The organism is Delftia sp. GW456-R20, assembly GCF_001622915.1.
Taxonomy (GTDB): domain Bacteria; phylum Pseudomonadota; class Gammaproteobacteria; order Burkholderiales; family Burkholderiaceae_C; genus Comamonas; species Comamonas acidovorans.
Window position 1 is genome coordinate 463,563 of the sequence record NZ_LWCN01000003.1, and the last position, 20,078, is coordinate 483,640.

Here is a 20,078-nt window from a genome sequence, read left to right on the forward strand (position 1 = left end):
CGGAATGTGGCGTGTGAAATTCAGCGGCCGGACTGGGCCAGGGCCTGGGTGCGCAGGCGCTCGTACTCGGCGGCGTCCACAGGCTGCGCACCGGCCTCGCCCAGATCTTCCATGCGCACGCGGTAGGTCTCGCGGGCGCTCCAGGCGGCCAGCGCTGCGACCACGGTGATGCCGAAGGCGATCAGGCCCACGGTCAGCCAGATGTTGTGCGCACCCGGAGGCGCCACGGCCGTGAACAGCGCGGGCAGCATGGCGGTGATGGCCGTGCCCACGTTCTGCGAGATGGCCATGGCCGAGACGCGTGTGCGGGTCGGGAACAGCTCGGGGTAGAAGCTGGGGAACACCGCGTTGTAGCCCTGGTAGACCACGCCCCACATCAGGATGGACATGGCGAAGGCCAGCGGCATGTTGCGCGTGCTGATGGCGTAGAGGTAGCCGATGGCCAGCAGCCCCGACAGCAGCGCGCCGAAGATGATGGGCGGGCGCCGGCCGATGCGGTCGGACAGGTTGCCCACCATGGGAATCACCAGCACCGCGACGATGTTGCCCACCACGGGAATCCACAGGTACATGTCCTTGGCGAAGCCGATGCCGTAGGCGGGCTGCACCGCATAGGCGGCACCGAAGATGGTTGCCACCACGGGGATCACGTTCATCAGCGCCATGCAGACCACACGCAGCATGTCGGGCGAATGGTGGCGGAAGGCCTCGACCACGGGCGAACGCGGACGCGACTCGCTGCGGCCTGCTGCCGTGAAGGCCGGGGTCTCGTTGACCTCGCGGCGGATGATCCAGCCCGCGATGATGACCACGAAGCTCAGGATGAAGGGAATGCGCCAGCCCCAGCTGTTGAACTGCTCGGTGGGCATGTAGTGCGCCAGCGGCAGGAACACGGCCGCTGCCAGGATCTGGCCGGCCTGCACGCCCTGCAGCGTGAAGCTGGCGAAGAAGCCGCGCCGCCCGAACGGGGCATGCTCCAGGATCATCGAGCTGGCGCCCGAGATCTCGCCGGCCACCGCAAAGCCCTGGATCAGCCGCATCAGCACCAGCAGCGCCGGTGCCCACAGGCCGACCTGGTCGTAGGTGGGCAGCAGCCCCACGGCGATGGTGGAAAAGCCCATCAGGAACATGCACCACACCAGCACCTGCTTGCGCCCGTGCGTATCGCCCAGGTGTCCCAGCACGAAGGCGCCGATGGGCCGCGCCACATAGCCCACGCCATAGGTGGCCAGCGAGGCGATGATCGCAATCGCCGGATCACCCTGCGGAAAGAAGATCTGCGGAAAGATCAGCGCCGCAGCCGTGGCGTAGATGAAGAAATCGTAGTACTCCAGGGCCGAGCCTATCCAGCCGCTGGTGGCGGCCTTCCTGGGTTGGTGCTGCGTTGACTGCGTATGTACCGGTGTTGCGCTCATGTGTTGTCTCCTCCAGGCAAAAGATCCCCGCTGCGGCAAGTGATGGATGCTTGCGGCCAGGCCAGCGGGATGTAAAAAATGTAGTTCCCGCCTATGAATCTGCCCAAGCCAATTTCCAGGGGCATGTGCGCTGATCGCACCGCGCGGTTCGATAATCGCACGCACCCAGGGTTAATACGGAAAACTCAAGCTCGCCATGACAACACCTTCCACCCTCGCCCAGCGCGACTGGATTGCCGGACTGGAACGCGGCGTATCGATCATCGAAGCCTTTGACGACGCCCACCCGCGCATGACGGCCGCCGAGGCCGGCCAGCGCACGGGCATGACGCGCACCGCCGCGCGGCGCTACCTGCTGACGCTGCAGCACATGGGCTACGTGGCGGGGGACGGCAAGCTGTTCTGGCTCACGCCGCGCGTGCTGCGGCTGGGGCAGTCGTACCTGGAGTCGGCGCGGCTGCCGCGCATCGTCCAGCCGTTCCTGCAGCGCGTGGCGGCCGGCACCCATGAAACCGCCTACCTGGCGGTGCTGGACGACGACGAGGTGGTCTACATCGCGCGCAACGGCCCCAACCGCAACATGAACACCGGCTACGTACTGGGCGCACGCGTGCCGGCCCAGGTCACGGCGGCCGGCATGCTGATGCTGTCCATGCGCAGCGACGCCGAGCTGGAGCACTGGCTGGACAACCGCGCGCTGACGGTCTTCACCTCGCACACCATCACCTGCCCCGCCGAAATGCGCCGCGAGCTGGCCCTGATCCGCACCCAGGACTGGGCGCTGTGCGAGCAGCAGCTCAACCTGGACTCGCGCGGCATTGCCGTGCCGCTGCGCGACCGCCACGGCGCGCTGGCCGGCGCCCTCAACATCACCATGCCCATGGGCCGCGAAACCGGCAAGGACGCCGTGGCCCGCGTGCTGCCCATGCTGCGCGAGACGGCGCAGGCGATGCGGGATCTGATCTGATGGTGAACAACATGGCCATGGCGCAACTTCCTGACCTGGACACGCATGGCGGCGACGACCATCTGCTGCAGCATCTGCAGGCATTGGAAGTGCGGCTGCACGATCCGCAGGTGCGCTCGGACGCAGGCCAGCTGCAGGCGCTGCTGCATGAAGACTTCCTGGAATTCGGCCGCTCGGGCGGCGTGCACGACCGGGCCGCCACCGTGGACGGCCTGGCGGCCGCCTTGCCAACAGGGGTCCCTGCCCGGCTGGTGTCAGGCGGCTTTGCGCTGGCGCGCCTGGGACCGGACAGCGCGCTGCTGACCTACCGCTCGGCCAGCGTGGCCGAGGATGGAACGGCCGGCCGGCATACGCTGCGCTCCTCGGTCTGGCTGCGCACGGCCCTGGGCTGGCAGATGCGCTTCCACCAGGGCACACCCACGGCGCCATTCGACCTGGCCGCATCCATGCCATGAGCGGCCTGCGGCGTGTTCAGACCGTCTCGAACGCGTACTTTTCCGTATCCACCTCGCGCTGCGAGGCCACGGCATAGCGGTCGCCCTGGATGCGCTCGGGCTTGAAGAGGTCGTCCAGTTCGGCCAGCAGGGCAGCGTCCAGGCGCACGGCGCCGCCGCGCAGGTCTTCGTGCAGGTGGTCCACGCTGGTGGTGCCCGGCAGGGCAATCACATGCTCGCCCTGGTGCAGCACCCAGGCGATGGCCAGCTCGGCCAGCGTGCAGTCGGCGCGCTCGGCAATGGACTGCATGGGCGCGAGCAGCTGCAGGTTCTTCGCATAGGCCTCGGGCGCGAAGCGCGGCATGGCGGCGCGGATATCGCCCTTGACCAGGCCCTCGACCTCCTGGAGCTTGCCCGTGAGGAAGGCGCGGCCCAGCGGGCTGAAGGCCACGTAGGCAATGCCCAGTTCCTTGCAGGCCTGCAGCGTGCCCAACTCGGCATTGCGCGACCACAGCGAATACTCGCTTTGCAGCGCGGCGATGGGGAAGGTGGCATGGGCGCGGCGCAGCGCGTCGGCGCCGATCTCGGACAGGCCCAGGGCGCGCACCTTGCCCTCTTCCACCAGGCGCGACATCTCGCCCACCGATTCCTCGATGGGCACGCGGCGGTCCCAGCGGTGCAGGTAGTAGAGATCGATGACATCGGTGCCCAGGCGCTGCAGGCTGTCTTCGCAATTGCGGCGCAGGGTCTTGGGATGGCCATCGATCACGCGGCGCACCACGCCGTCGTCGCCGCGCACGCCGGCCATGCCGCATTTGCTGGCCAGGGTGATGTGGTTGCGGTGGGACTTGAGCACGGGGCCGACCAGGGATTCGTTGGCGCCGAAGCCATACAGGGCCGCCGTGTCGAACAGGGTGACACCGGCGTCCAGCGCCGCATGCAGCACGGCCTTGCCCTGCTCGGGCGACGGCGGATGGCCATAGGCGTGGCTGAGGTTCATGCAGCCCAGGCCGACGGCGCTGACGGAGAAGGGACCCAGGTGGCGTGTGGACAGGTTGGTCATGGTTTTCTCACAGGGAAAAGAAGCAAGGGAGCGGCCAGCGCTCCCTTGCAATGTCGAAGGCCCATTTTGCCGTCAAACCGACGTGCCCCTCACGCCCGTGCGCGCCCAGGCCGGCAGCGGCACGGGCCGGTGCAGCACGTCGTCGTTGAGCCACTGCGCGCTGCGGCGCGCGCGCTCGGCCACGGTGTCCAGCGGCAGTTGCTGGTAGTCGTCGTTGAAGACCTCGAAGCTGTAGTCGCCCCGGTAGCCCAGGCGGTCCAGACGCAGCACCAGGTCGGCCAGGCGCTCGCTGTGCACGCCCTCGCCCGGGAACACGCGGAAGGTGCGCGCCGTGGCCATGCGCTCTTCGAAGGTGGGCGCGTCGTGCCACATGAAGTCGGACAGCTGCACCAGGAAGATCTTGTCGCGGTCGATCAGCTCCAGCGCGTCCAGCGGTGTCTTGGCAGCCAGGATGTGGAAGGAGTCCAGCCCGATGCCCAGATTGGACGTGTCGGCACGGCAGACCACGTCCCAGCTGGTGGTGAACTCATTGACGGAGCGGCCCCAGGACAAGCCCTCGTAGGCGATCTTCACGCCCAGCGGAATGCCCAGCATGGCCAGCTTGCGCAGGTCGCGCGCAATCACGTCGAGATCGCCCGTGGCATGGCGCGAGGTGGACGAGCAGGCCAGCAGCACGGGGCTGCCGATCTCGGCGCACATCTCCAGCATGGATTTGGCGATGTCCACCTTGTAGTGGTGCAGGTGGTCGGACAGGCCCTCGAAGTCGCGCAGCACCTGAAAGCCCGTGGGCCGCAGGCCGCTGGCGCGCACGGCCGCCGCCGCTGCCTTGACGCCGCCCGGGTGGCCGGCCAGGTCGCGCGCGCTGAGCATGACCTGGGTGAAGCCCGCGCGCCGGATGGCGTCGAGCTTGGCCTCCAGCGAGCCATTCAGAGTGATGGTGTCCATGCCATAGCTGTCCAGCAAGCCCATGCTGCCCTCCAGGATCGTTGTGTGTATCGGCGGTTGAATCGGACGGCGGCGCGCTAGACGTCGCACTAAGTTTCGCGTTAGGCGTCGCGGTGCACCAGCTCGAACACCACGGTGCCCATGGCGTTGCGCGTGAGCGCGCCGCGGTCATCGGGGTGCAGGCGGCTCGATTCCACAAACTCCACGCCGCGCTGGCGCAGCGCCTGCACGGCGCCAGGCACGTCGGTGGTGCCCAGGCCGATGCGCTGCAGGCGCTCGGGCATGTCGTCCCACTCCAGGCCCGGATCGGGCTCGATGAGCTGCCACAGGAAGCGTTTGCAGGGGCTGCGCATGAGCTTGCCCTTGGGCAGGATGCCGAAGCGCTGCGCGTCGGGCAGCAGGTGGAAGTCGAACATGCGTTCGAAGTAGGTGATCCAGTCGGCGCTGCGGCCACGCCCTATGTACTGGACCACGCCGAAATAGCCCAGGCCGGCCAGCGCCGGTGGATGGGGATCGGCCCCGGCGATGGGCTTGAAATCGATGTCATAGATGGAGAACTCCTGCCATCGATCAACAAAGTAGAAGCGGCTGCCACCCGGGCCGTGGATGGCCGGGATGTGCAGTTCCATCGCCTGGGCCTGGCTGGGCGCCGCCCAGGCTCCCAGCTCGATGCAGCGCGTATGCGCCTGCAGGGCATCCTGCACGCGCAGCGCCACGGCCGAGATGACGGGCTGCCCGTCCGAGGCGGCATTGGCCAGCGCATCGGCAGCGCCCGCATTGACCACCAGGTTCATGTCTCCCTGCCGGTACAGCGTCACCTCGCGCGAGCGGTGCCGCGCCACGGGGCGAAAACCCAGCCCCTCCAGCACCTGGCCCAGGGCCTGGGGCTGGCTGGTCGTGTACTCGATGAACTCTATGCCGTCGATCCCGAGGCGATTGGACGCCTCGGGCACGTCTTCCCGGCTGCTGGAGGAGGAATCGGTCATTGCGGTACTCCGGATGGAAACATGGTGCGCTGCGACGGCTCGCCGGGCGGGTCAGGCCTGCAGTTGCAGCTCTAGATCATGGAGGACCTGATAGCAGGGCAGGACCTGGGCCACGCTGGAATTGGGCTCGCGGCCTTCGCGGATGGCGGCGAAGAACTCGCGGTCCTGCAGCTCGATGCCGTTCATGGACACATCGACCTTGGAAACGTCGATCTTCTCCTCCTTGCCGTTGACCAGATCGTCATAGCGCGCGATGTAGGTGCCGGTGTCGCCGATGTAGCGGAAGAAGGTGCCCAGCGGGCCGTCGTTGTTGAACGACAGGCTCAGCGTGCAGATGGCGCCATTGGCGGCCTTGAGCTGGATGCTCATGTCCATGGCAATGCCCAGCTCCGGATGGATGGGGCCTTGCACGGCATTGGCCTTCACGATGGGGCTGCCGGCCTGGTAGGCGAACAGGTCCACGGTGTGGGCAGCGTGGTGCCACAGCAGGTGGTCGGTCCAGCTGCGGGCCTGGCCCAGCGCGTTCATGTTGGTGCGGCGGAAGAAGTAGGTCTGCACATCCATCTGCTGGATGTTGAACTCGCCGGCCGCGATCTTCTTGTGCACCCACTGGTGGCTGGGGTTGAAGCGGCGCGTGTGGCCGCACATGGCCACCAGGCCGGTCTGCTTTTGCAGATCGGCCACGGCCTGGGCGTCCTTGAGGCTGTCGGCCAGCGGGATCTCCACCTGCACATGCTTGCCGGCCTTCAGGCATTCGATGGCCTGGGCGGCATGCATCTGCGTGGGCGTGCACAGGATGACGGCGTCCACCTCGGGCAGGGCCAGGCTGTCGGCCAGCTCGGTGGTCACATGTTGGATGCCGTACTTGTCGGCCACTTCCTGGGTCTTGGCCAGCTCGCGGCCCACCAGGGAGACGACTTCAACGCCGTCGATATTCTTGATGCCGTCCAGGTGTTTGATGCCGAAGGCACCGGCGCCCGCCAGGGCGACTTTGATGGTCTTGTTGCTCATATGAGTCTCCGTAGAGCCGCCTCATGGAGGCGAAGGCCCCCTCGGGGGGCAGTGAATACACGCAGTGATGAACGTGGGGGCCTCAGCCGTTCTCCAGGATGAGGTGTCCGACAGCGGTGTTCGATGCCGGCACATGGTAGAAGCGGTGGTTGACCTTGGGCAGCGGCGCGGGGCCATCCACATCGGCCATGGCGCCGCGCGCGATCAGCCACATCACCAGCTCGATGCCTTCGGAGCCAGCCTCGCGCACGTAGTCGATATGCGGCATCTTCGCCAGGCCGGCCGGATTCTCGATCAGCAGATCCAGGAAGCGGTTGTCCCACTCCTTGTTGATCAGGCCCGCACGCGCGCCCTGCAGCTGGTGGCTCATGCCGCCCGTGCCCCAGATCTGCACGTTCAGGTCTTCGTCGAAGCTTTCCACGGCGCGACGGATGGCACGGCCCAGGTTGAAGCAGCGCTGGCCCGACGGCACGGGGTACTGCACCACGTTCACGGCAAACGGAATCACCGGGCAGGGCCAGGCGCCCGTGCGCGCGTCCTGCTGGCCGCACATCAGCGACAGCGGTACGGTCAGGCCGTGGTCCACGTCCATCTTGTTGACGATGGTCAGGTCGAAGTCCTGCTGGATCACCGACTGCGCGATGTGGCTGGCCAGCTCCGGATGGCCGACAACCTTGGGCACGGGGCGCGGGCCCCAGCCTTCGTCGGCGGGCTGGTATTCAGCGGCCGTGCCGATGGCAAACGTCGGGATGAAGTCCAGGCTGAACGCGGTCGCGTGGTCGTTGTAGACCAGGAAGATCACGTCGGGCTTGTTGTCCTTGAGCCATTGGCGCGAGTGCTCGAAGCCCTTGAACAAAGGCTGCCAATAGGGCTCGTCTGCCTTGCCCAGGTCCATGGCCGCGCCGATGGCGGGCACATGCGAGGTGTAGACGGATGCGGTGATGCGCGCCATGTCAGTTGCCTTCCTTGTTCTTGTTCGCTGCGCCGGCCAGGCCCTGCGGCTGGCGGTGGGCCTGGGCATCGCCCTCCTCGCCCAGGCGGCGGTTGCCTTCGGCCGAACGGCCTCCGCCCACCATCATGTTGCGGTATTCCTCTTCGGACATGCCGGTCATGGAGCCTGCCATCTGCTGGAAGCTCTTGCCGTCCGTGGCGCCGATCTTGGCCAGGAAGTAGATGTTGCCGCCCGTGCGCATGCACCAGTTGAGGTCGCGGGCCAGCACGGCCTGCTTCTGTTCCTCGCTCATGGCCCATTCGTCCAGGTAGGCACGCTCGTCGGCCTTGAAGCGCTCGCGATTCTCGGCCTTCATCAGCGACATGCAGAACTGGTTGAGCCAGTAGCCTTTGCGGGACTGCTCGGCATCAAAAATGATGGTGCCGGGCACGTCCAGATAGGGTTTGTCCAATGCCATGGATATCTCCTTGAATATGTCCGGCATCAAGGCCGGACATGGTCGCCTTCAGGCCTCTTCGGGCCAGTAAAGGCGCATGGGGTTGTCCACCAGCAGCTTGCGCTGCAGTTCGGCCGTGGGGGCGATGTGCGGGATGAAATCGACCAGCAGGCCGTCATCGGGCATGTGGTCCTTGAGGTTGGGGTGGGGCCAGTCGGTTCCCCACAGCACGCGGTCGGGGAATTCCTCGACCACGCGGCGGGCGAAGGGAACCACGTCACGGTAGGCATTTTGCTCGCCGTCCAGCGCCTTGGGGCCGGTAACGGACAGGCGTTCGGGGCAGCTGACCTTGCTCCAGACGTTCTGGTGCTCGCGCATGAACCTGAGGAACAGCTCGAACTCGGGGCCGTCCACGGGCTTGTTCACATCGGGGCGGCCCATGTGGTCCACGACCACGGTGGTGGGCAGGCTGGTGAAGAAATCCCACAGCTCGGGCAGGTCCACGGCCTCGAAGTAGATGACCACATGCCAGCCGAGCTTGGCGATGCGGCCCGCGATCTCCATCAGCTCGTCCTTGGGCGTGAAGTCCACCAGGCGCTTGACGAAGTTGAAGCGCACGCCGCGCACGCCGGCGGCGTGCAGCTCCTGCAGCTCCTCATCGGTCACGCTGCGGCGCACCGTGGCCACGCCGCGCGCCTTGCCGTTGGCGGCCTTGCAGGCATCGACCATGGCGCGGTTGTCGGCGCCGTGGCAGGTGGCCTGCACGATGACGTTGCGCGCAAAGCCCAGGTGGTCGCGCAGCGCGAACAGCTGCTGCTTGCTGGCGTCGCAGGGCGTGTACTTGCGCTCGGGCGCGAAGGGGAATTCATCGCCGGGGCCAAAGACGTGGCAGTGGGCATCGACAGCGCCTGCGGGCACCTGGAACTTGGGCTTGGAGGGGCCGGCGTACCAGTCCAGCCAGCCCGGGGTCTTTTCAAAAGCGCTCATGTTCCCTCCTTCAATCGATGTAACGAAGGCCGGCCTTTTCGAGCGGCTCGCGCATCTTGTACATGTCCAGTCCCAGCACGCCGCTGGCCAGCTTGGCGCGCTTCTCGCCCTCGAAGCTTTCGCGCTTTTGCGCGGCTTCCAGCGTGGCGGCGGCCTTGGCGGCGGGCACGCAGACCACGCCGTCATCATCGGCCACGATCACGTCGCCGGGCGTGACCCACATGCCTGCGCAGACCACCGGGATGTTGACCGAGCCCAGCGTGGCCTTGATCGTGCCCTTGGAGGAGATGGCGCGGCTCCACACGGGGAAGTTCATTTCCTGCAGCGTCTTCACGTCGCGCACGCCGGCGTCGATGATCAGCGCACGCGCGCCGCGCGCCTGAAAGCTCGTGGCCAGCAGGTCGCCGAAGTAGCCGTCCGTGCATTCCGAGGTCACGGCCGCGACCACGATGTCGCCGGGCTGGATCTGCTCTGCGGCCACATGCATCATCCAGTTGTCGCCGGGCTGCAGCAGCACGGTGACGGCCGTGCCCGAGACCTGCTGGCCCGCATAGATGGGACGCATATAGGGCTTGAGCAGGCCCACGCGGCCCATGGCCTCGTGGACGGTGGCCGAGCCCAGGGCGGCCAGGCCGTCGGCGGCCGCGCGGTCGGCGCGCTGGATGTTGCGGTAAACCACACCGAGTTCGTACATGGTGTTCTCCTTGGATCTGTGGTGGCGGCCTGCTTACAGGCCCTTTTGCTTGAGGGCGGCGTCCATGCGCGGGAACACGCGGCGCGCGTTGCCTTCGTAGACCTGGTAGCGCTCCTCTTCGGTGAGGTTGGCCGTGGCCTCGATGTAGCGCTTGGTGTCGTCGTAGTAGTGGCCCGTGGTCGGATCGATGCCGCGCACGGCGCCGATCATCTCGCTGGCGAACAGGATGTTCTTGACGGGGATCACCTTGGTCAGCAGGTCGATGCCGGGCTGGTGGTAGACGCAGGTGTCGAAGAAGATGTTGTTGAGCAGGTGCTCGTCCAGCAGCGGCTTCTTGAGCTCCTGCGCCAGGCCGCGGAAACGGCCCCAGTGGTAGGGCACGGCGCCGCCGCCATGGGGGATCAGGAACTTGAGCGTGGGGAAGTCCTTGAACAGGTCGCTGGTCAGGCACTGCATGAAGGCCGTGGTGTCGGCATTCAGGTAGTGGGCGCCCGTGGTGTGGAAGCACGCGTTGCAGCTGGTGGAGACGTGGACCATCGCGGGGATGTCGTACTCCACCATCTTTTCGTAGATGGGATACCAGGAGCGGTCCGACAGCGGGGGCGAGGTCCAGTGGCCGCCTGAAGGATCGGGGTTCAGGTTGATGCCCACGTTGCCGTACTGCTCCACGCACTTGACCAGTTCGGGAATGCAGGTGGCGGGGTCCACGCCCGGCGACTGCGGCAGCATGGCGGCCGGGATGAAATGCTCGGGGAACAGTTCGCTGACGCGGAAGCACAGCTCGTTGCAGATGGCGGCCCAGGTGCTCGATGTCTCGAAGTCGCCGATGTGGTGGGCCATGAAGCTGGCGCGCGGGCTGAAGATGGTGAGATCAGAGCCGCGCTGCTTCATCAGCTTGAGCTGGTTGGTCTCGATGGTCTCGCGGATCTCGTCGTCGCTGATCTTCAGGTCGCTGGCCCTGGGGGCCTTGGACGGGTCCTTGAGGCCTGCGATCTGCAGGTCGCGCCAGGCGCCCAGGGCCGCGGGCGCGGTGGTGTAGTGGCCGTGTACGTCGATGATCATCGGATGGTCTCCTGCGTCTTTATGGGGTGGGAATGTGTCAGTGGAGGGGTCAGTGGAGGGGTGCGGCAGGCGCCGCGCCGCCCTGCGGCTCGGGACTGCTGTACTGCTTGATGATGAGGGCGGCCATGGCGATCACGCCCGGAATGGCCACCACGGCAAAGATCTCGCTGAAACCCAGCTGGCGCGCCGACAGCTCGGCCACCAGGAAGGAGCCCGCAATGCCGCCGAAGCGGCCAATGCCCAGCATCCAGGCCACGCCCGTGGCACGGCCCCGCGTGGGGTAGTAGGCAGCGGCCAGCGCCGGCATGGACGATTGCGCGGTGTTCATGATGGTGCCGGCCAGGAAGACGGCCACCACCAGCCAGCCCAGGTGGCCGGCCGTCTGGCCGATCCACCAGATGGAGGCCGCCGTCAGCGCATAGCCGATGGCGATGATGCGGTTGGCATTGAAGCGGTCCATGAGCCAGCCGAACAGCACGGCGCCCACCCCGCCCAGCGGGAACAGCGCGGCCACCAGAGTGCCGGTCTTGGGGTCCAGGCCCGCTTCCCTGAACAGCACGGGCATCCAGTTCATCAGCGCATAGAAGATGACCAGTCCCATGAAGTAGGCAATCCACAGCATGATCGAACCCACCCGGTACTCGCGCGACAGCACCACGCCCATGCCGCTGCTGGCCTGGGATTCGGGCTGGGGCTTGGACTCGGTCATCACGAAGCGCTGCACGCCCTGCACGGCATCGCCGGCAATGCGCGCCAGCACCTTGCGGATGCGCTCGGCCGGGTAGTTGTTGGCCACCATGTGGCGCACGGATTCAGGCAGCAGCACGATCAGGGCCACAAGCAGCAGCAGCGGCGCGGCACCGCCCAGGATGAGCACGCTGCGCCAGCCGAAATGCGGGATCATCCAGGCCGCCAGAAAGCCGCCGAAGGCCGCGCCCAGCGGAAAGCCGCAGAACATGGCGTTGGTCAGCGTGGCGCGGCGCGAATCAGGGCAGTACTCGCTCATCAGCGTGACGGCATTGGGCATGGCGGCGCCCAGGCCCAGGCCGGTGACGAAGCGCAGCACGGCCAGCGTCCAGATGTCGGGCGAAAAGCCCGAGGCCAGGCAGGACACGGCAAACACCGCCACCGAACCCACCAGCACGGACTTGCGGCCCAGCCGGTCAGCCAGCGGACCAGAGAACAGGGCGCCTGCGGCCAGGCCGAACAGCGCCGCGCTGAGCACGGGCGCCAGCGCAGGCTTGCTCACGCCCCACTCGCCGATCAGCGAGGGCGCGATGTAGCCGATGGCCGCCGTGTCAAAGCCATCGAGCAGAACGATCAGGAAACACAGCGCAAAGATCACCCACTGGAATCCCGAGAACGGGTGCTCGTTGAGCAGGGTCTGCACATTGACGCCGGTTGCTGCGGCGTCCTTCTGGACGGATGTCATGACTTGTCTCTTCCACTGTCTCTCGGCCTGGCGGATACCGCATCTGCGCGCGCGGCCCGCCCCTTGTACCGCAGGGGCCGGCAAGCCCCTGCGCTGTTTCTTCAGTCCTGCCTGCGGCCGTCCCAGACCGAGCGCGGCACCATGACCTCGCCGCGCATCAGCAGGCGCGCCGTGCGCAGCAAGGCGGCCTTGGTCACCACTTCGGGATGGGCCGGGTCGCTGTCCAGCGTCACGCTGAATTCGCCCGTGGGATGCTCCACCGACACCGTGAGCGGGCCCGCGCCCTGCGTGAGCTGCGCCACGCCGTCGCACACGGTGCCCGGCATCTTCACGGCCGTGCCGACGGTGACGGCTGCCAGCACGCCGATGGCGTCATGGCAGACGTGGGGGATGAAGCTGCGCGTGGTCAGCGCGCCGCCATGCTGGGGCGGCGCGATCAGCGTCATCTTGGGGTAGTTCTTGGCCGAGACATCGCCCAGGCCCATGGTCCGGGAGATCTGCAGGCGCAGCGCCTCGATGCGGCGCTTGAGATCGGTGTCGGCGTTGAGCTCGGCCACGGTCTCCAGGCCGGTGGCGCCCACGTCGGCGGCCTTGAAGATCACCAGCGGCATGCCGTTGTCTATGCAGGTGACGTCAAGCGTGAAGTCTTCGAAACCCTCGCCCGTCACCGTGACCGTGTCCCGGGGCTTGCCCGTGGGCAGCAGGCCCGAGCAGACCGAGCCGGCCGTGTCCAGGAAACTGATCTCGATGGGCGCCGAGCTGCCGGGCGCGCCGTCGATGCGGGCCGAGCCTTCGTACTCCACCTGGCCGCCGGGCGTCTGCACGGTGATGTCGGCCGCCATGCCGGTGTTCAGCGTCAGCACGCGGAAGGTGCTGGTCTCGCCGCGCGAGGAGACCATGCCGGTCTCCAGCGCAAAGGGAACCACGCCGGCCAGCATGTTGCCGCAGTTGGGCGTGGTGTCCACCGTGTCCTTGTCGGGCTGCAGCTGGGCGAAGAGGAATTCGAGGTCGATGCCCTCCTTGTCGGAGAGGCTGACGATGCCGACCTTGCTGGTCAGCGGATGCGCGCCACCCACGCCGTCGATCTGCCGCTTGTCGGGCGAGCCCATGGCCGCGAGCAGCACGCGGTCACGCGTGGGCAGGTCGGAGGGAAGATCGGTGGCCCGGAAGAAAGGGCCCTTGGAAGTACCGCCCCGCATCAGCAGGCAGGGAATGGCCGTTTGCATGGCTGTCTCTATCAGTATGGGTATGACAGCTATTGTGAGCATGGCGCGGGCCAGGCACCACTGAGCAAGCCCGCTAGCAGCTATAGCAAACCGGCATAGCTCAGTGCCAGGCTTGCGCTGCGGGTTGCGGCGCCCGTGCGCCGCAACTGCTTGATACAACTTATTTTTGTGCGGTGCCGCTCAATCGCGGCCATGGCCCCGGCCGCGATCATGGCCATGCCCGGGGCCACGGTGGTCATCACCACGCCCGCCATGGCGATCGTGGCGGTCGTCACGGTCCCAGCGGCGGTCATCGCGGCGGTGTTCCCATTCGCGGTGGCGGCGCTCCTCGCGCCAGCGCGGATCGGGACGCGGCGGCCCGGCATGCCAGTGCGGCGGCGGGTTGCGCAGGAAGTACACCGGGCGGCCGCAGGCGCCGTAGCGGGCGCAGTGCTTGCCCCAGTGCTTGGCGTGGCCCGGGGGCACCCACATGTAGACAGGCGGCGGGGCCATGGGGGCCGGCGCAATGATCACGGGGCGCTGGTACAGCAGCGCTGGCGGCGGCGCGTTGCCGATGTCCACGGTGCCGTAGACGCCCGGTGCCAGCTGGCCCGAGACCGAGCCGCTGATGTAGGTCTGCGCCTGGGCCGCAAGGGCCGAGCAGGCCAGCGCAAAGGCGGCCGCGGCGCGCAAGGTGGTTCGCAAGGTGAGCAGGGCCATGTTCTTTTGAAGTGGGTGAAACAGGAAAGGCCCCGTTTCTACCAAGCGCGCGGGGCCGCGTGGGCCGCTGTGCCTGAAAAGGTGTAAGAACCCGTTCAGGCCAGCGCCCGTACCTGTTCAACGCGCCAGGGCTGCCTGCGGTGCACAGCAGACCGCAATGGTCCGCTTTCTGGCCTGCACGCGCTCAGTCCAGCTTGAGCCGGGAATCCTTCACCACCTTCTGCCACTTGGCGATCTCGGCGCGGCGGAATGTCTCCAGCTCGGCTGGCGTGGAGCCTATGGGCTCGGCGCCTATGCCAGCGAGCCGCTCCACGATGGCGGGCTCGCGCAGCACTTTGGCCAGCACCGTGGACAGCCGGTTCACGATGGGGGGCGGCGTGCCGGCCGGCGCAAAGACGGCGTTCCATTCATAGGTCTCGTAGCCGGGCACGCCCGACTCGGCAATGGTCGGCAGCTCGGGCGCGGCCTTGGAGCGCTCCAGCCCGCCCACGGCCACCGCGCGCAGCTTGCCGGTCTTCACGTGCTGCCAGGCCGAGCCCATGCTGGCAAACATCAGCGGCACCTGGCCCGACATCACATCCATCATGGCCGGGCCGCCGCCCTTGTAGGCCACATGGTGCAGCTGCGTCCTGGCCAGCAGGTTGAACAGCTCGCCCGCCAGGTGCTGGGCCGAGCCCGGGCCTGCGGACGCAAAGTACAGATGCCCGCCCCCCTCGGAGCGGCCGGCCTGGATCAGGTCCTGCACGCTCTTGATGGGCGACGAAGGCGCAACCACCAGCACATTGGGCACGCGCAGCAGCAGCGAGACCGGCGCGAAGGCCTTGAGCGTGTCGAACTGCATGCGCGCGTGGATGGCGGGATTCTGCGCGTGGTTGGAGGCATCGAGCATCAGCGTGTAGCCGTCGGGCTGGGCCTTGGCCACCTGGGCGCCGCCGATCATGCCGCCTGCCCCGCCCCGGTTCTCGATCACCACGGGCTGGCCCAGCTCGGCAGCCAGCCTGGGGCCGATCAGCCGCGCCACCACATCGACGGTGCCGCCCGGCGGATAGGTCACGACCAGGGTGACGGGGCGCTCGGGGTAGTTGGGCGCTGCAGCCGCTGCAGCCGCTGTGGCCGGCGCGGCCATGCCGGCAACAGCCGAAAGCAGGCCTGCGGCTGCCCACAGGCTGGCGGTGCGTCTGGACAGGGAATTCATGGTGTGTCTCCTTGGTCTGGCATGTCGTTTTGGAATCGGAACAGCTCGAAGGCGGTGCGGCCCAGCACGGCCTGCAGGGGGCCGGCATCGTCCAGCCAGTCCTGCAGCCAGCGCACGGCCGCCGGATAGCTGGCCTGGCCGGCGTGCTGCGTGTGCGGCCAGTCGCTGCCCCAGAGCAACCGCCCCGCCGTGAAGGCCTGCAGCAATTGCGCGGTGGCCTGCCGGCCGGAGGCGGCGCAGTCGGCGGCCCGCCAGATGCGGTAGGGCGCGGACAGCTTGACCCACACACGGCCGCTGTCGGCCTGCTGCAGCAGATAGCCAAAGCCCGGGTCGCGCACGCCCAGGGCCGGATCAGGACGCCCGAAGTGGTCAACCACCACGCGGCAGCCGGCCGCCAGCAAGGCGGGCAGCAGGTCCGGCAGGCGCCCGGCCTGCAGGTGCAGCTCCACATGCCAGCCCAGGGCGTTGGCCTGCTCCAGCACGCGGCGCCAACCGGGCGCATTCAGATCGGGCAAAGGCAAGCCGATCAGGTTCAGGCGCATGCCCACCACGCCGGCATCGGCCAGGGCCTGCAGTTGTTCATCGCCCGTGCTCTCATCCACCACGGCCACGCCGCGCAGGCGCTGCGGCTGGGCGTGCAGCGCCTGGAGCAGGTAGCTGTTGTCCGTGCCCAGAAAGCTGGGCTGCACCAGCACGCCATGGGCCAGGCCGTGCGTGTCCAGGTGGTGCAGATAGGTGCCCAGGAGCGCATCCTCGTCGGGCGCATAGCGGCGCGCATCCGGCATGGGCAGGCCACGCTCGAAGACATGGGCGTGGGTATCGACGCTGGACGCAATGGCGAACCGGGGCACGGCAGACACGGGAAGAACTCCTTGTGGGTTGCGCCACGCAAGGCGCGGCGCTGGGGGCATGGGGCCGGATTCTAGGAACGGGGGGTATATATTTCCATTCTTCAAAATGGATTTATTCATACCGGATCAATATGGAAACCCGGCATCTGCGCTACTTTCTCGCGGTGGTGGACCAGGGCAGCGTCAGCCGCGCAGCCGACTGGCTGGGCATTGCACAGCCGGCCCTGAGCCAGACCCTGGCCCGCATGGAAAAAGACCTGGGCGTGCAGCTGTTCCAGCGCTCACGCCAGGGCGCCCTGCCCACCCCGGCCGCCCTGGCCATGCTGGACGACGTGCGCACCAGCGTGGCCCGCATAGATGCCGCCGCCAGCCGCGCGCGCGAGATCGCCAGGGGCAGTGCGGGCCAGTTGACCGTGGGCCTGGTGTCCTCGGCGCTTTTCGGCACCCTGCCCCGCGCCCTGCGCGCGTTGCGGCAGCAGGCGCCCGGCGTGCGCGTCATCCTGCGCGAGATGAGCAATGCCGAGCAGGCCGAGGCCCTGCAGACCGGCGCCATCGACATCGGCCTCATGCACACGCCCGTGGCCGTGGGCGGGCGCATGCGCGAGCGCCAGCTGCTGCGCGAGCGCCTGGTGGCCGCCGTGCCCGATGAATTCCAGATCGGCGAGGACGGCCAGGTCAGCCTGGCCCAGATCGCCGAGGCCGGGCTGGTGATGTACCCGCAGGCGCAATTGCCCGTGCTGCATGCCGGCATCCTCGACGCGCTGCGCAAGGCCGGGCACGAGGCCCATGTGGCGCAGGAAGCCAACCGCACCCTCACCGTGCTGGCCTGCGTGGCCGGTGGCTGCGGCGTGGCCCTGCTGCCCAGCTGGATACGCTCCATGGACTTTCGCGGCGTGCGCTTTTGCGAGGTGCGTGACGGCCAGGCCCTGCCCAGCCTGGACCTCAGCGCCATCTGGCCCGCACGCTCCACGCCCACGCTGGCCGACCTGTTCGCGCACCTGGAGCTGGGCGAAGACTGAGCGCTCCCTAGCCCGCTGCGACCATGTGCAGCGCGGCACAACCCGGCACCACCGAGCGCGGCCCGGCGCCAGTGCAAGAAGCGGGATGCGCGCCCGCCTGCGCCGCACTACAAACCGCTTTCCCTCATTCACGGAAAGAAAAGGTGCGAGATGCAGCCATCGCCACAGCAACTCCACGGAAAAGTCGCCCTCATCACGGGCGCCAGCTCAGGCATAGGACGCGAAGCCGCCAGGCTGTTTGCCCGCCACGGCGCCAGGCTGGTCCTCACGGCCCGCCGCCAGCCGGAACTGCAGACGCTGGTGGCAGAGATCGAGCAGGACGGCGGCCAGGCCATCGCGCTGGCCGGCGACGTGCGGGACGAGCCGCTGGCACAGGCCCTGGTCGAGACCGCCACGGCACGCTTTGGCGGCCTGGATATCGCCTTCAACAATGCCGGCATGACCGGCGATCCCTGCGCCCTCCCCGATCTCTCGCTGCAGGCCTGGCAGGACGCCATCGCCACCAACCTCACCAGTGCCTTTCTGGGCGCCAAGCACCAGATACCGGCCCTGCTGGCACGCGGCGGCGGCTCGCTGATCTTCACCTCCACCTTCGTGGGCCATACGGCGGGCCTGCCCGGCATGGGCGCCTATGCCGCCAGCAAGGCCGGCCTCGTCGGCCTCACCCAGGTCATCGCCGCCGAATACGGTCCCCGCGGCCTGCGGGCCAACGCCCTGCTGCCCGGGGGCACCGACACTCCCATGGGCCGCGCCAGCACCCCCACGCCCGAGGCGCGCGCCTTCGTCGAAAACCTGCACGCGCTCAAGCGCCTCGCCACGCCCGCAGAAATCGCGGCGGCGGCGCTGTTTCTGGCGTCGGACGCATCCAGCTTCATCACGGGGACGGCCATGGTGGTCGATGGTGGCGTGTCCATCAACCGGACTTGAACGAGATCCCTGGCCGGCATGCCCCGGGCCAGGGGCCGCAGCGCCTGGACCGCATCTGTCCCATGCGGCTTACCGGTATGTCCTGGCCATGCCTGCCCGTGCAACTTCAGGGCCGTCGCTGCAATGGCGGCCCGGTTTGATTTCCTGCTCCAGCTGCCGGGCGTGGATGTTTTGCGGATCGCCTGCGCCGGCCTTTTCAGGAGGATAGAAAGGAATAGATTCATCCCCGGGCAATGCGCCGTGCGAGGCATGCTCGAAGAAGAAGTAGATGCCTTCGTGCTGCATCCATCGCGGGACAAGGTCGCAATCGCTTTCGTTGTATTGAACGCAGCAGTACCCGCTGCGATTGCCGCGCGTGAGTTTCTTTCGCAGCGGATGGCCATAGACGCCCAATACCTGCTCGATGATGTCGGGCACGGTCTGGTTCTGGAGGATGCGAAAGTCGCTCCTGCGCTTGGCCAGCCACAGCCAGGGGCTCAGGCGGGCCTTGCAGGCGTAGCCGCGGTGGACCTGGCCCTGCATGCCCAGGCGGGCGACGATTCCGTCGATGTAGCGCATTGCGCCGCCCTGGATTTGTATTTCTAGGGTGGTGCTTTATCCAACAGGGCCTTGGCGAAGATGCTTTCGCTGAGCATTTCCCCATCGAGGCGGAAAGGCCGGCTGATCTTTTTCCGCCCGCGCAATTCGAGAAAATGCAATTCATCGCCTAATCGCCTGTGGATCGCGACTCGGCGTGTCATTGCGTAAACCATCCTGGGTGGCAGTTCCGGGGCAGCCTCCTTTCCCTTTTCAAGGGAACGGATCATGGACAAACGAAGCGCATTGAGGCAATCTACCCGTATTGGCAATACACTCTCCATGTAAGTAATTGCATCTCACCTTGGGTCAGCACCGCCTCTTGCAGCCCTGGCGGCAAGCACCACACACACCCTCATTCCAAGCATTCTTCAATCAATAGATCAATTACATCCCATTACAGCATTGTTGACGGCTATGGCATTTAACCAGCGCATAAGGTCCATCGAATGCTCACCACATATACTCGCGAAAACTGGCAGGAATGGAGCATCTGGTGTCTGTCAAATGGAATTCCTTCCCCTTGGGGCAGAGATCCATTGCACACACTGCATCTCCATGCTTGTGGGACCCGCAGGTAAACACAGTGTAAATTTCAGCTGTGAGCGCTCGTGAGCACTGATTAATCGCGTCGAGATTGTTATAGTAAATAACGGAACCACCATGACTAGACACACTCAGCCCATCGTGGAGCGCTTGTTCAGGCCTATGGAACGCTCGACCCGTCAACGCAGCTCGATACGCACGGTCATGGAAGAGGCTGGACGCCCCTTGCTGCCGGCCGAGATCCTCGGCGCAGCGCAGCGCGAGGTGCCAGCCATCGGGCTGGCCACGGTGTACCGCAACATCAAGCAGCTGATGGAAGCGGGCGAAGTGCAGGCCGTGGACCTGCCCGGCGAGGCCACGCGCTACGAACTCAGCGGCCGCGCCCACCACCACCATTTCCGCTGCATGAGCTGCAACCGCGTGTTCAACGTGCCCGGCTGTCCGGGCGACATGCAGCGCATCGCCCCCGAAGGCTTTGTGGTGGAGCGCCATGAGATGACGCTGTACGGCGTCTGCAGCGACTGCCACCAGAACGTGCAATAACAGGGAGCCGCCCGCCTCAGGCTCAGCCTCGGGCCCACGGATCAGGAAGATGACAGCCATGGTGCAGGCCCTGCCTGAACCATGGCTGTTTCCTTTTTCACCCGCCCTTTGC

The 20,078-nt window shown here is 66.9% G+C and carries 22 protein-coding genes; 5 read left to right on the plus strand and 17 right to left on the minus strand.

Going from position 1 to position 20,078, the window contains the following annotated elements:
• Positions 1 to 20: 20 nt before the first annotated feature.
• A complete protein-coding gene (locus A4F85_RS03415; protein ID WP_063325665.1) occupies positions 21 to 1,415 on the minus strand; it encodes an MFS transporter in 1,395 nt (464 codons plus the stop codon).
• Positions 1,416 to 1,611: 196 nt separating this feature from the next.
• Between A4F85_RS03415 and A4F85_RS03420 the strand changes: the two genes are divergently transcribed.
• Together A4F85_RS03420 and A4F85_RS03425 are read left to right on the plus strand one after the other, a co-directional pair.
• On the plus strand, positions 1,612 to 2,382 hold the full coding sequence (locus A4F85_RS03420) for an IclR family transcriptional regulator domain-containing protein (RefSeq protein ID WP_012206241.1): 771 nt from the start codon (positions 1,612 to 1,614) through the stop codon (positions 2,380 to 2,382).
• A gap of 17 nt (positions 2,383 to 2,399) precedes the next feature.
• Positions 2,400 to 2,837 (plus strand): nuclear transport factor 2 family protein, encoded by a 438-nt coding sequence (locus A4F85_RS03425; protein WP_231890432.1) that lies wholly within the window; start codon positions 2,400 to 2,402, stop codon positions 2,835 to 2,837.
• 16 nt (positions 2,838 to 2,853) lie between these two features.
• On the opposite strand, the gene A4F85_RS03430 is transcribed toward A4F85_RS03425, so the two are convergent.
• The 14 genes from A4F85_RS03430 to A4F85_RS03495 form a co-directional block, all read right to left on the minus strand.
• Complete coding sequence (locus tag A4F85_RS03430; protein WP_012206243.1) at positions 2,854 to 3,879, minus strand: aldo/keto reductase; 1,026 nt, start codon at positions 3,877 to 3,879, stop codon at positions 2,854 to 2,856.
• Between the two features lie 72 nt (positions 3,880 to 3,951).
• Positions 3,952 to 4,848, minus strand: a complete 897-nt coding sequence (locus A4F85_RS03435; RefSeq protein ID WP_012206244.1) for a sugar phosphate isomerase/epimerase family protein — start codon at positions 4,846 to 4,848, stop codon at positions 3,952 to 3,954.
• Positions 4,849 to 4,925: 77 nt separating this feature from the next.
• The gene (locus A4F85_RS03440) at positions 4,926 to 5,810 is read right to left on the minus strand and encodes a 4-hydroxyphenylpyruvate dioxygenase (protein ID WP_012206245.1); all 885 of its coding nucleotides are present in this window, start codon (positions 5,808 to 5,810) and stop codon (positions 4,926 to 4,928) included.
• A 51-nt stretch (positions 5,811 to 5,861) separates the two neighbouring features.
• A complete protein-coding gene (locus A4F85_RS03445; protein WP_063325667.1) occupies positions 5,862 to 6,821 on the minus strand; it encodes a Gfo/Idh/MocA family oxidoreductase in 960 nt (319 codons plus the stop codon).
• A gap of 82 nt (positions 6,822 to 6,903) precedes the next feature.
• A complete protein-coding gene (locus A4F85_RS03450; protein WP_013801816.1) occupies positions 6,904 to 7,773 on the minus strand; it encodes a class III extradiol dioxygenase subunit beta in 870 nt (289 codons plus the stop codon).
• Position 7,774: 1 nt separating this feature from the next.
• Complete coding sequence (ligA, locus tag A4F85_RS03455) at positions 7,775 to 8,230, minus strand: protocatechuate 4,5-dioxygenase subunit alpha (RefSeq protein WP_063325951.1); 456 nt, start codon at positions 8,228 to 8,230, stop codon at positions 7,775 to 7,777.
• 48 nt (positions 8,231 to 8,278) lie between these two features.
• Positions 8,279 to 9,196 (minus strand): amidohydrolase family protein, encoded by a 918-nt coding sequence (locus tag A4F85_RS03460; RefSeq protein ID WP_063325668.1) that lies wholly within the window; start codon positions 9,194 to 9,196, stop codon positions 8,279 to 8,281.
• A 10-nt stretch (positions 9,197 to 9,206) separates the two neighbouring features.
• Entirely contained in the window at positions 9,207 to 9,890 is a 684-nt protein-coding gene (ligK, locus tag A4F85_RS03465; RefSeq protein ID WP_013801814.1) for a 4-carboxy-4-hydroxy-2-oxoadipate aldolase/oxaloacetate decarboxylase, read from the minus strand.
• Between the two features lie 33 nt (positions 9,891 to 9,923).
• Complete coding sequence (locus tag A4F85_RS03470; RefSeq protein ID WP_063325669.1) at positions 9,924 to 10,952, minus strand: amidohydrolase family protein; 1,029 nt, start codon at positions 10,950 to 10,952, stop codon at positions 9,924 to 9,926.
• A gap of 49 nt (positions 10,953 to 11,001) precedes the next feature.
• Positions 11,002 to 12,384 carry an MFS transporter gene (locus A4F85_RS03475; RefSeq protein ID WP_063325670.1) on the minus strand — a complete coding sequence of 461 codons (1,383 nt, stop codon included), beginning with the start codon at positions 12,382 to 12,384 and terminating at the stop codon, positions 11,002 to 11,004.
• 101 nt (positions 12,385 to 12,485) lie between these two features.
• Positions 12,486 to 13,610: a 4-oxalomesaconate tautomerase gene (locus A4F85_RS03480; protein WP_034395655.1), complete on the minus strand. Its 1,125-nt coding sequence runs from the start codon at positions 13,608 to 13,610 to the stop codon at positions 12,486 to 12,488.
• A gap of 180 nt (positions 13,611 to 13,790) precedes the next feature.
• Complete coding sequence (locus A4F85_RS03485) at positions 13,791 to 14,309, minus strand: hypothetical protein (protein ID WP_034395652.1); 519 nt, start codon at positions 14,307 to 14,309, stop codon at positions 13,791 to 13,793.
• 184 nt (positions 14,310 to 14,493) lie between these two features.
• Positions 14,494 to 15,504, minus strand: coding sequence for a tripartite tricarboxylate transporter substrate binding protein (locus tag A4F85_RS03490; RefSeq protein ID WP_063325671.1), 1,011 nt, complete (start codon positions 15,502 to 15,504; stop codon positions 14,494 to 14,496).
• The gene (locus A4F85_RS03495) at positions 15,501 to 16,364 is read right to left on the minus strand and encodes an amidohydrolase family protein (protein ID WP_063325672.1); all 864 of its coding nucleotides are present in this window, start codon (positions 16,362 to 16,364) and stop codon (positions 15,501 to 15,503) included. The genes A4F85_RS03490 and A4F85_RS03495 overlap by 4 nt, the downstream gene beginning before the upstream one ends.
• A 122-nt stretch (positions 16,365 to 16,486) precedes the next feature.
• Here A4F85_RS03495 and A4F85_RS03500 point away from each other — a divergent pair, with 122 nt between their 5' ends.
• Complete coding sequence (locus A4F85_RS03500) at positions 16,487 to 17,374, plus strand: LysR family transcriptional regulator (protein WP_047327543.1); 888 nt, start codon at positions 16,487 to 16,489, stop codon at positions 17,372 to 17,374.
• 150 nt (positions 17,375 to 17,524) lie between these two features.
• Positions 17,525 to 18,301 carry an SDR family oxidoreductase gene (locus A4F85_RS03505; protein WP_063325673.1) on the plus strand — a complete coding sequence of 259 codons (777 nt, stop codon included), beginning with the start codon at positions 17,525 to 17,527 and terminating at the stop codon, positions 18,299 to 18,301.
• Between the two features lie 69 nt (positions 18,302 to 18,370).
• Here A4F85_RS03505 and A4F85_RS03510 read toward each other — a convergent pair whose 3' ends face one another.
• Both A4F85_RS03510 and A4F85_RS30970 read right to left on the minus strand, forming a co-directional pair.
• Complete coding sequence (locus tag A4F85_RS03510; RefSeq protein WP_063325674.1) at positions 18,371 to 18,859, minus strand: phage late control D family protein; 489 nt, start codon at positions 18,857 to 18,859, stop codon at positions 18,371 to 18,373.
• A 23-nt stretch (positions 18,860 to 18,882) separates the two neighbouring features.
• A complete protein-coding gene (locus A4F85_RS30970) occupies positions 18,883 to 19,107 on the minus strand; it encodes a hypothetical protein (RefSeq protein ID WP_231890433.1) in 225 nt (74 codons plus the stop codon).
• Positions 19,108 to 19,540: 433 nt separating this feature from the next.
• Here A4F85_RS30970 and A4F85_RS03515 point away from each other — a divergent pair, with 433 nt between their 5' ends.
• Positions 19,541 to 19,966, plus strand: a complete 426-nt coding sequence (locus tag A4F85_RS03515; protein ID WP_012206260.1) for a Fur family transcriptional regulator — start codon at positions 19,541 to 19,543, stop codon at positions 19,964 to 19,966.
• Positions 19,967 to 20,078 lie beyond the last annotated feature (112 nt).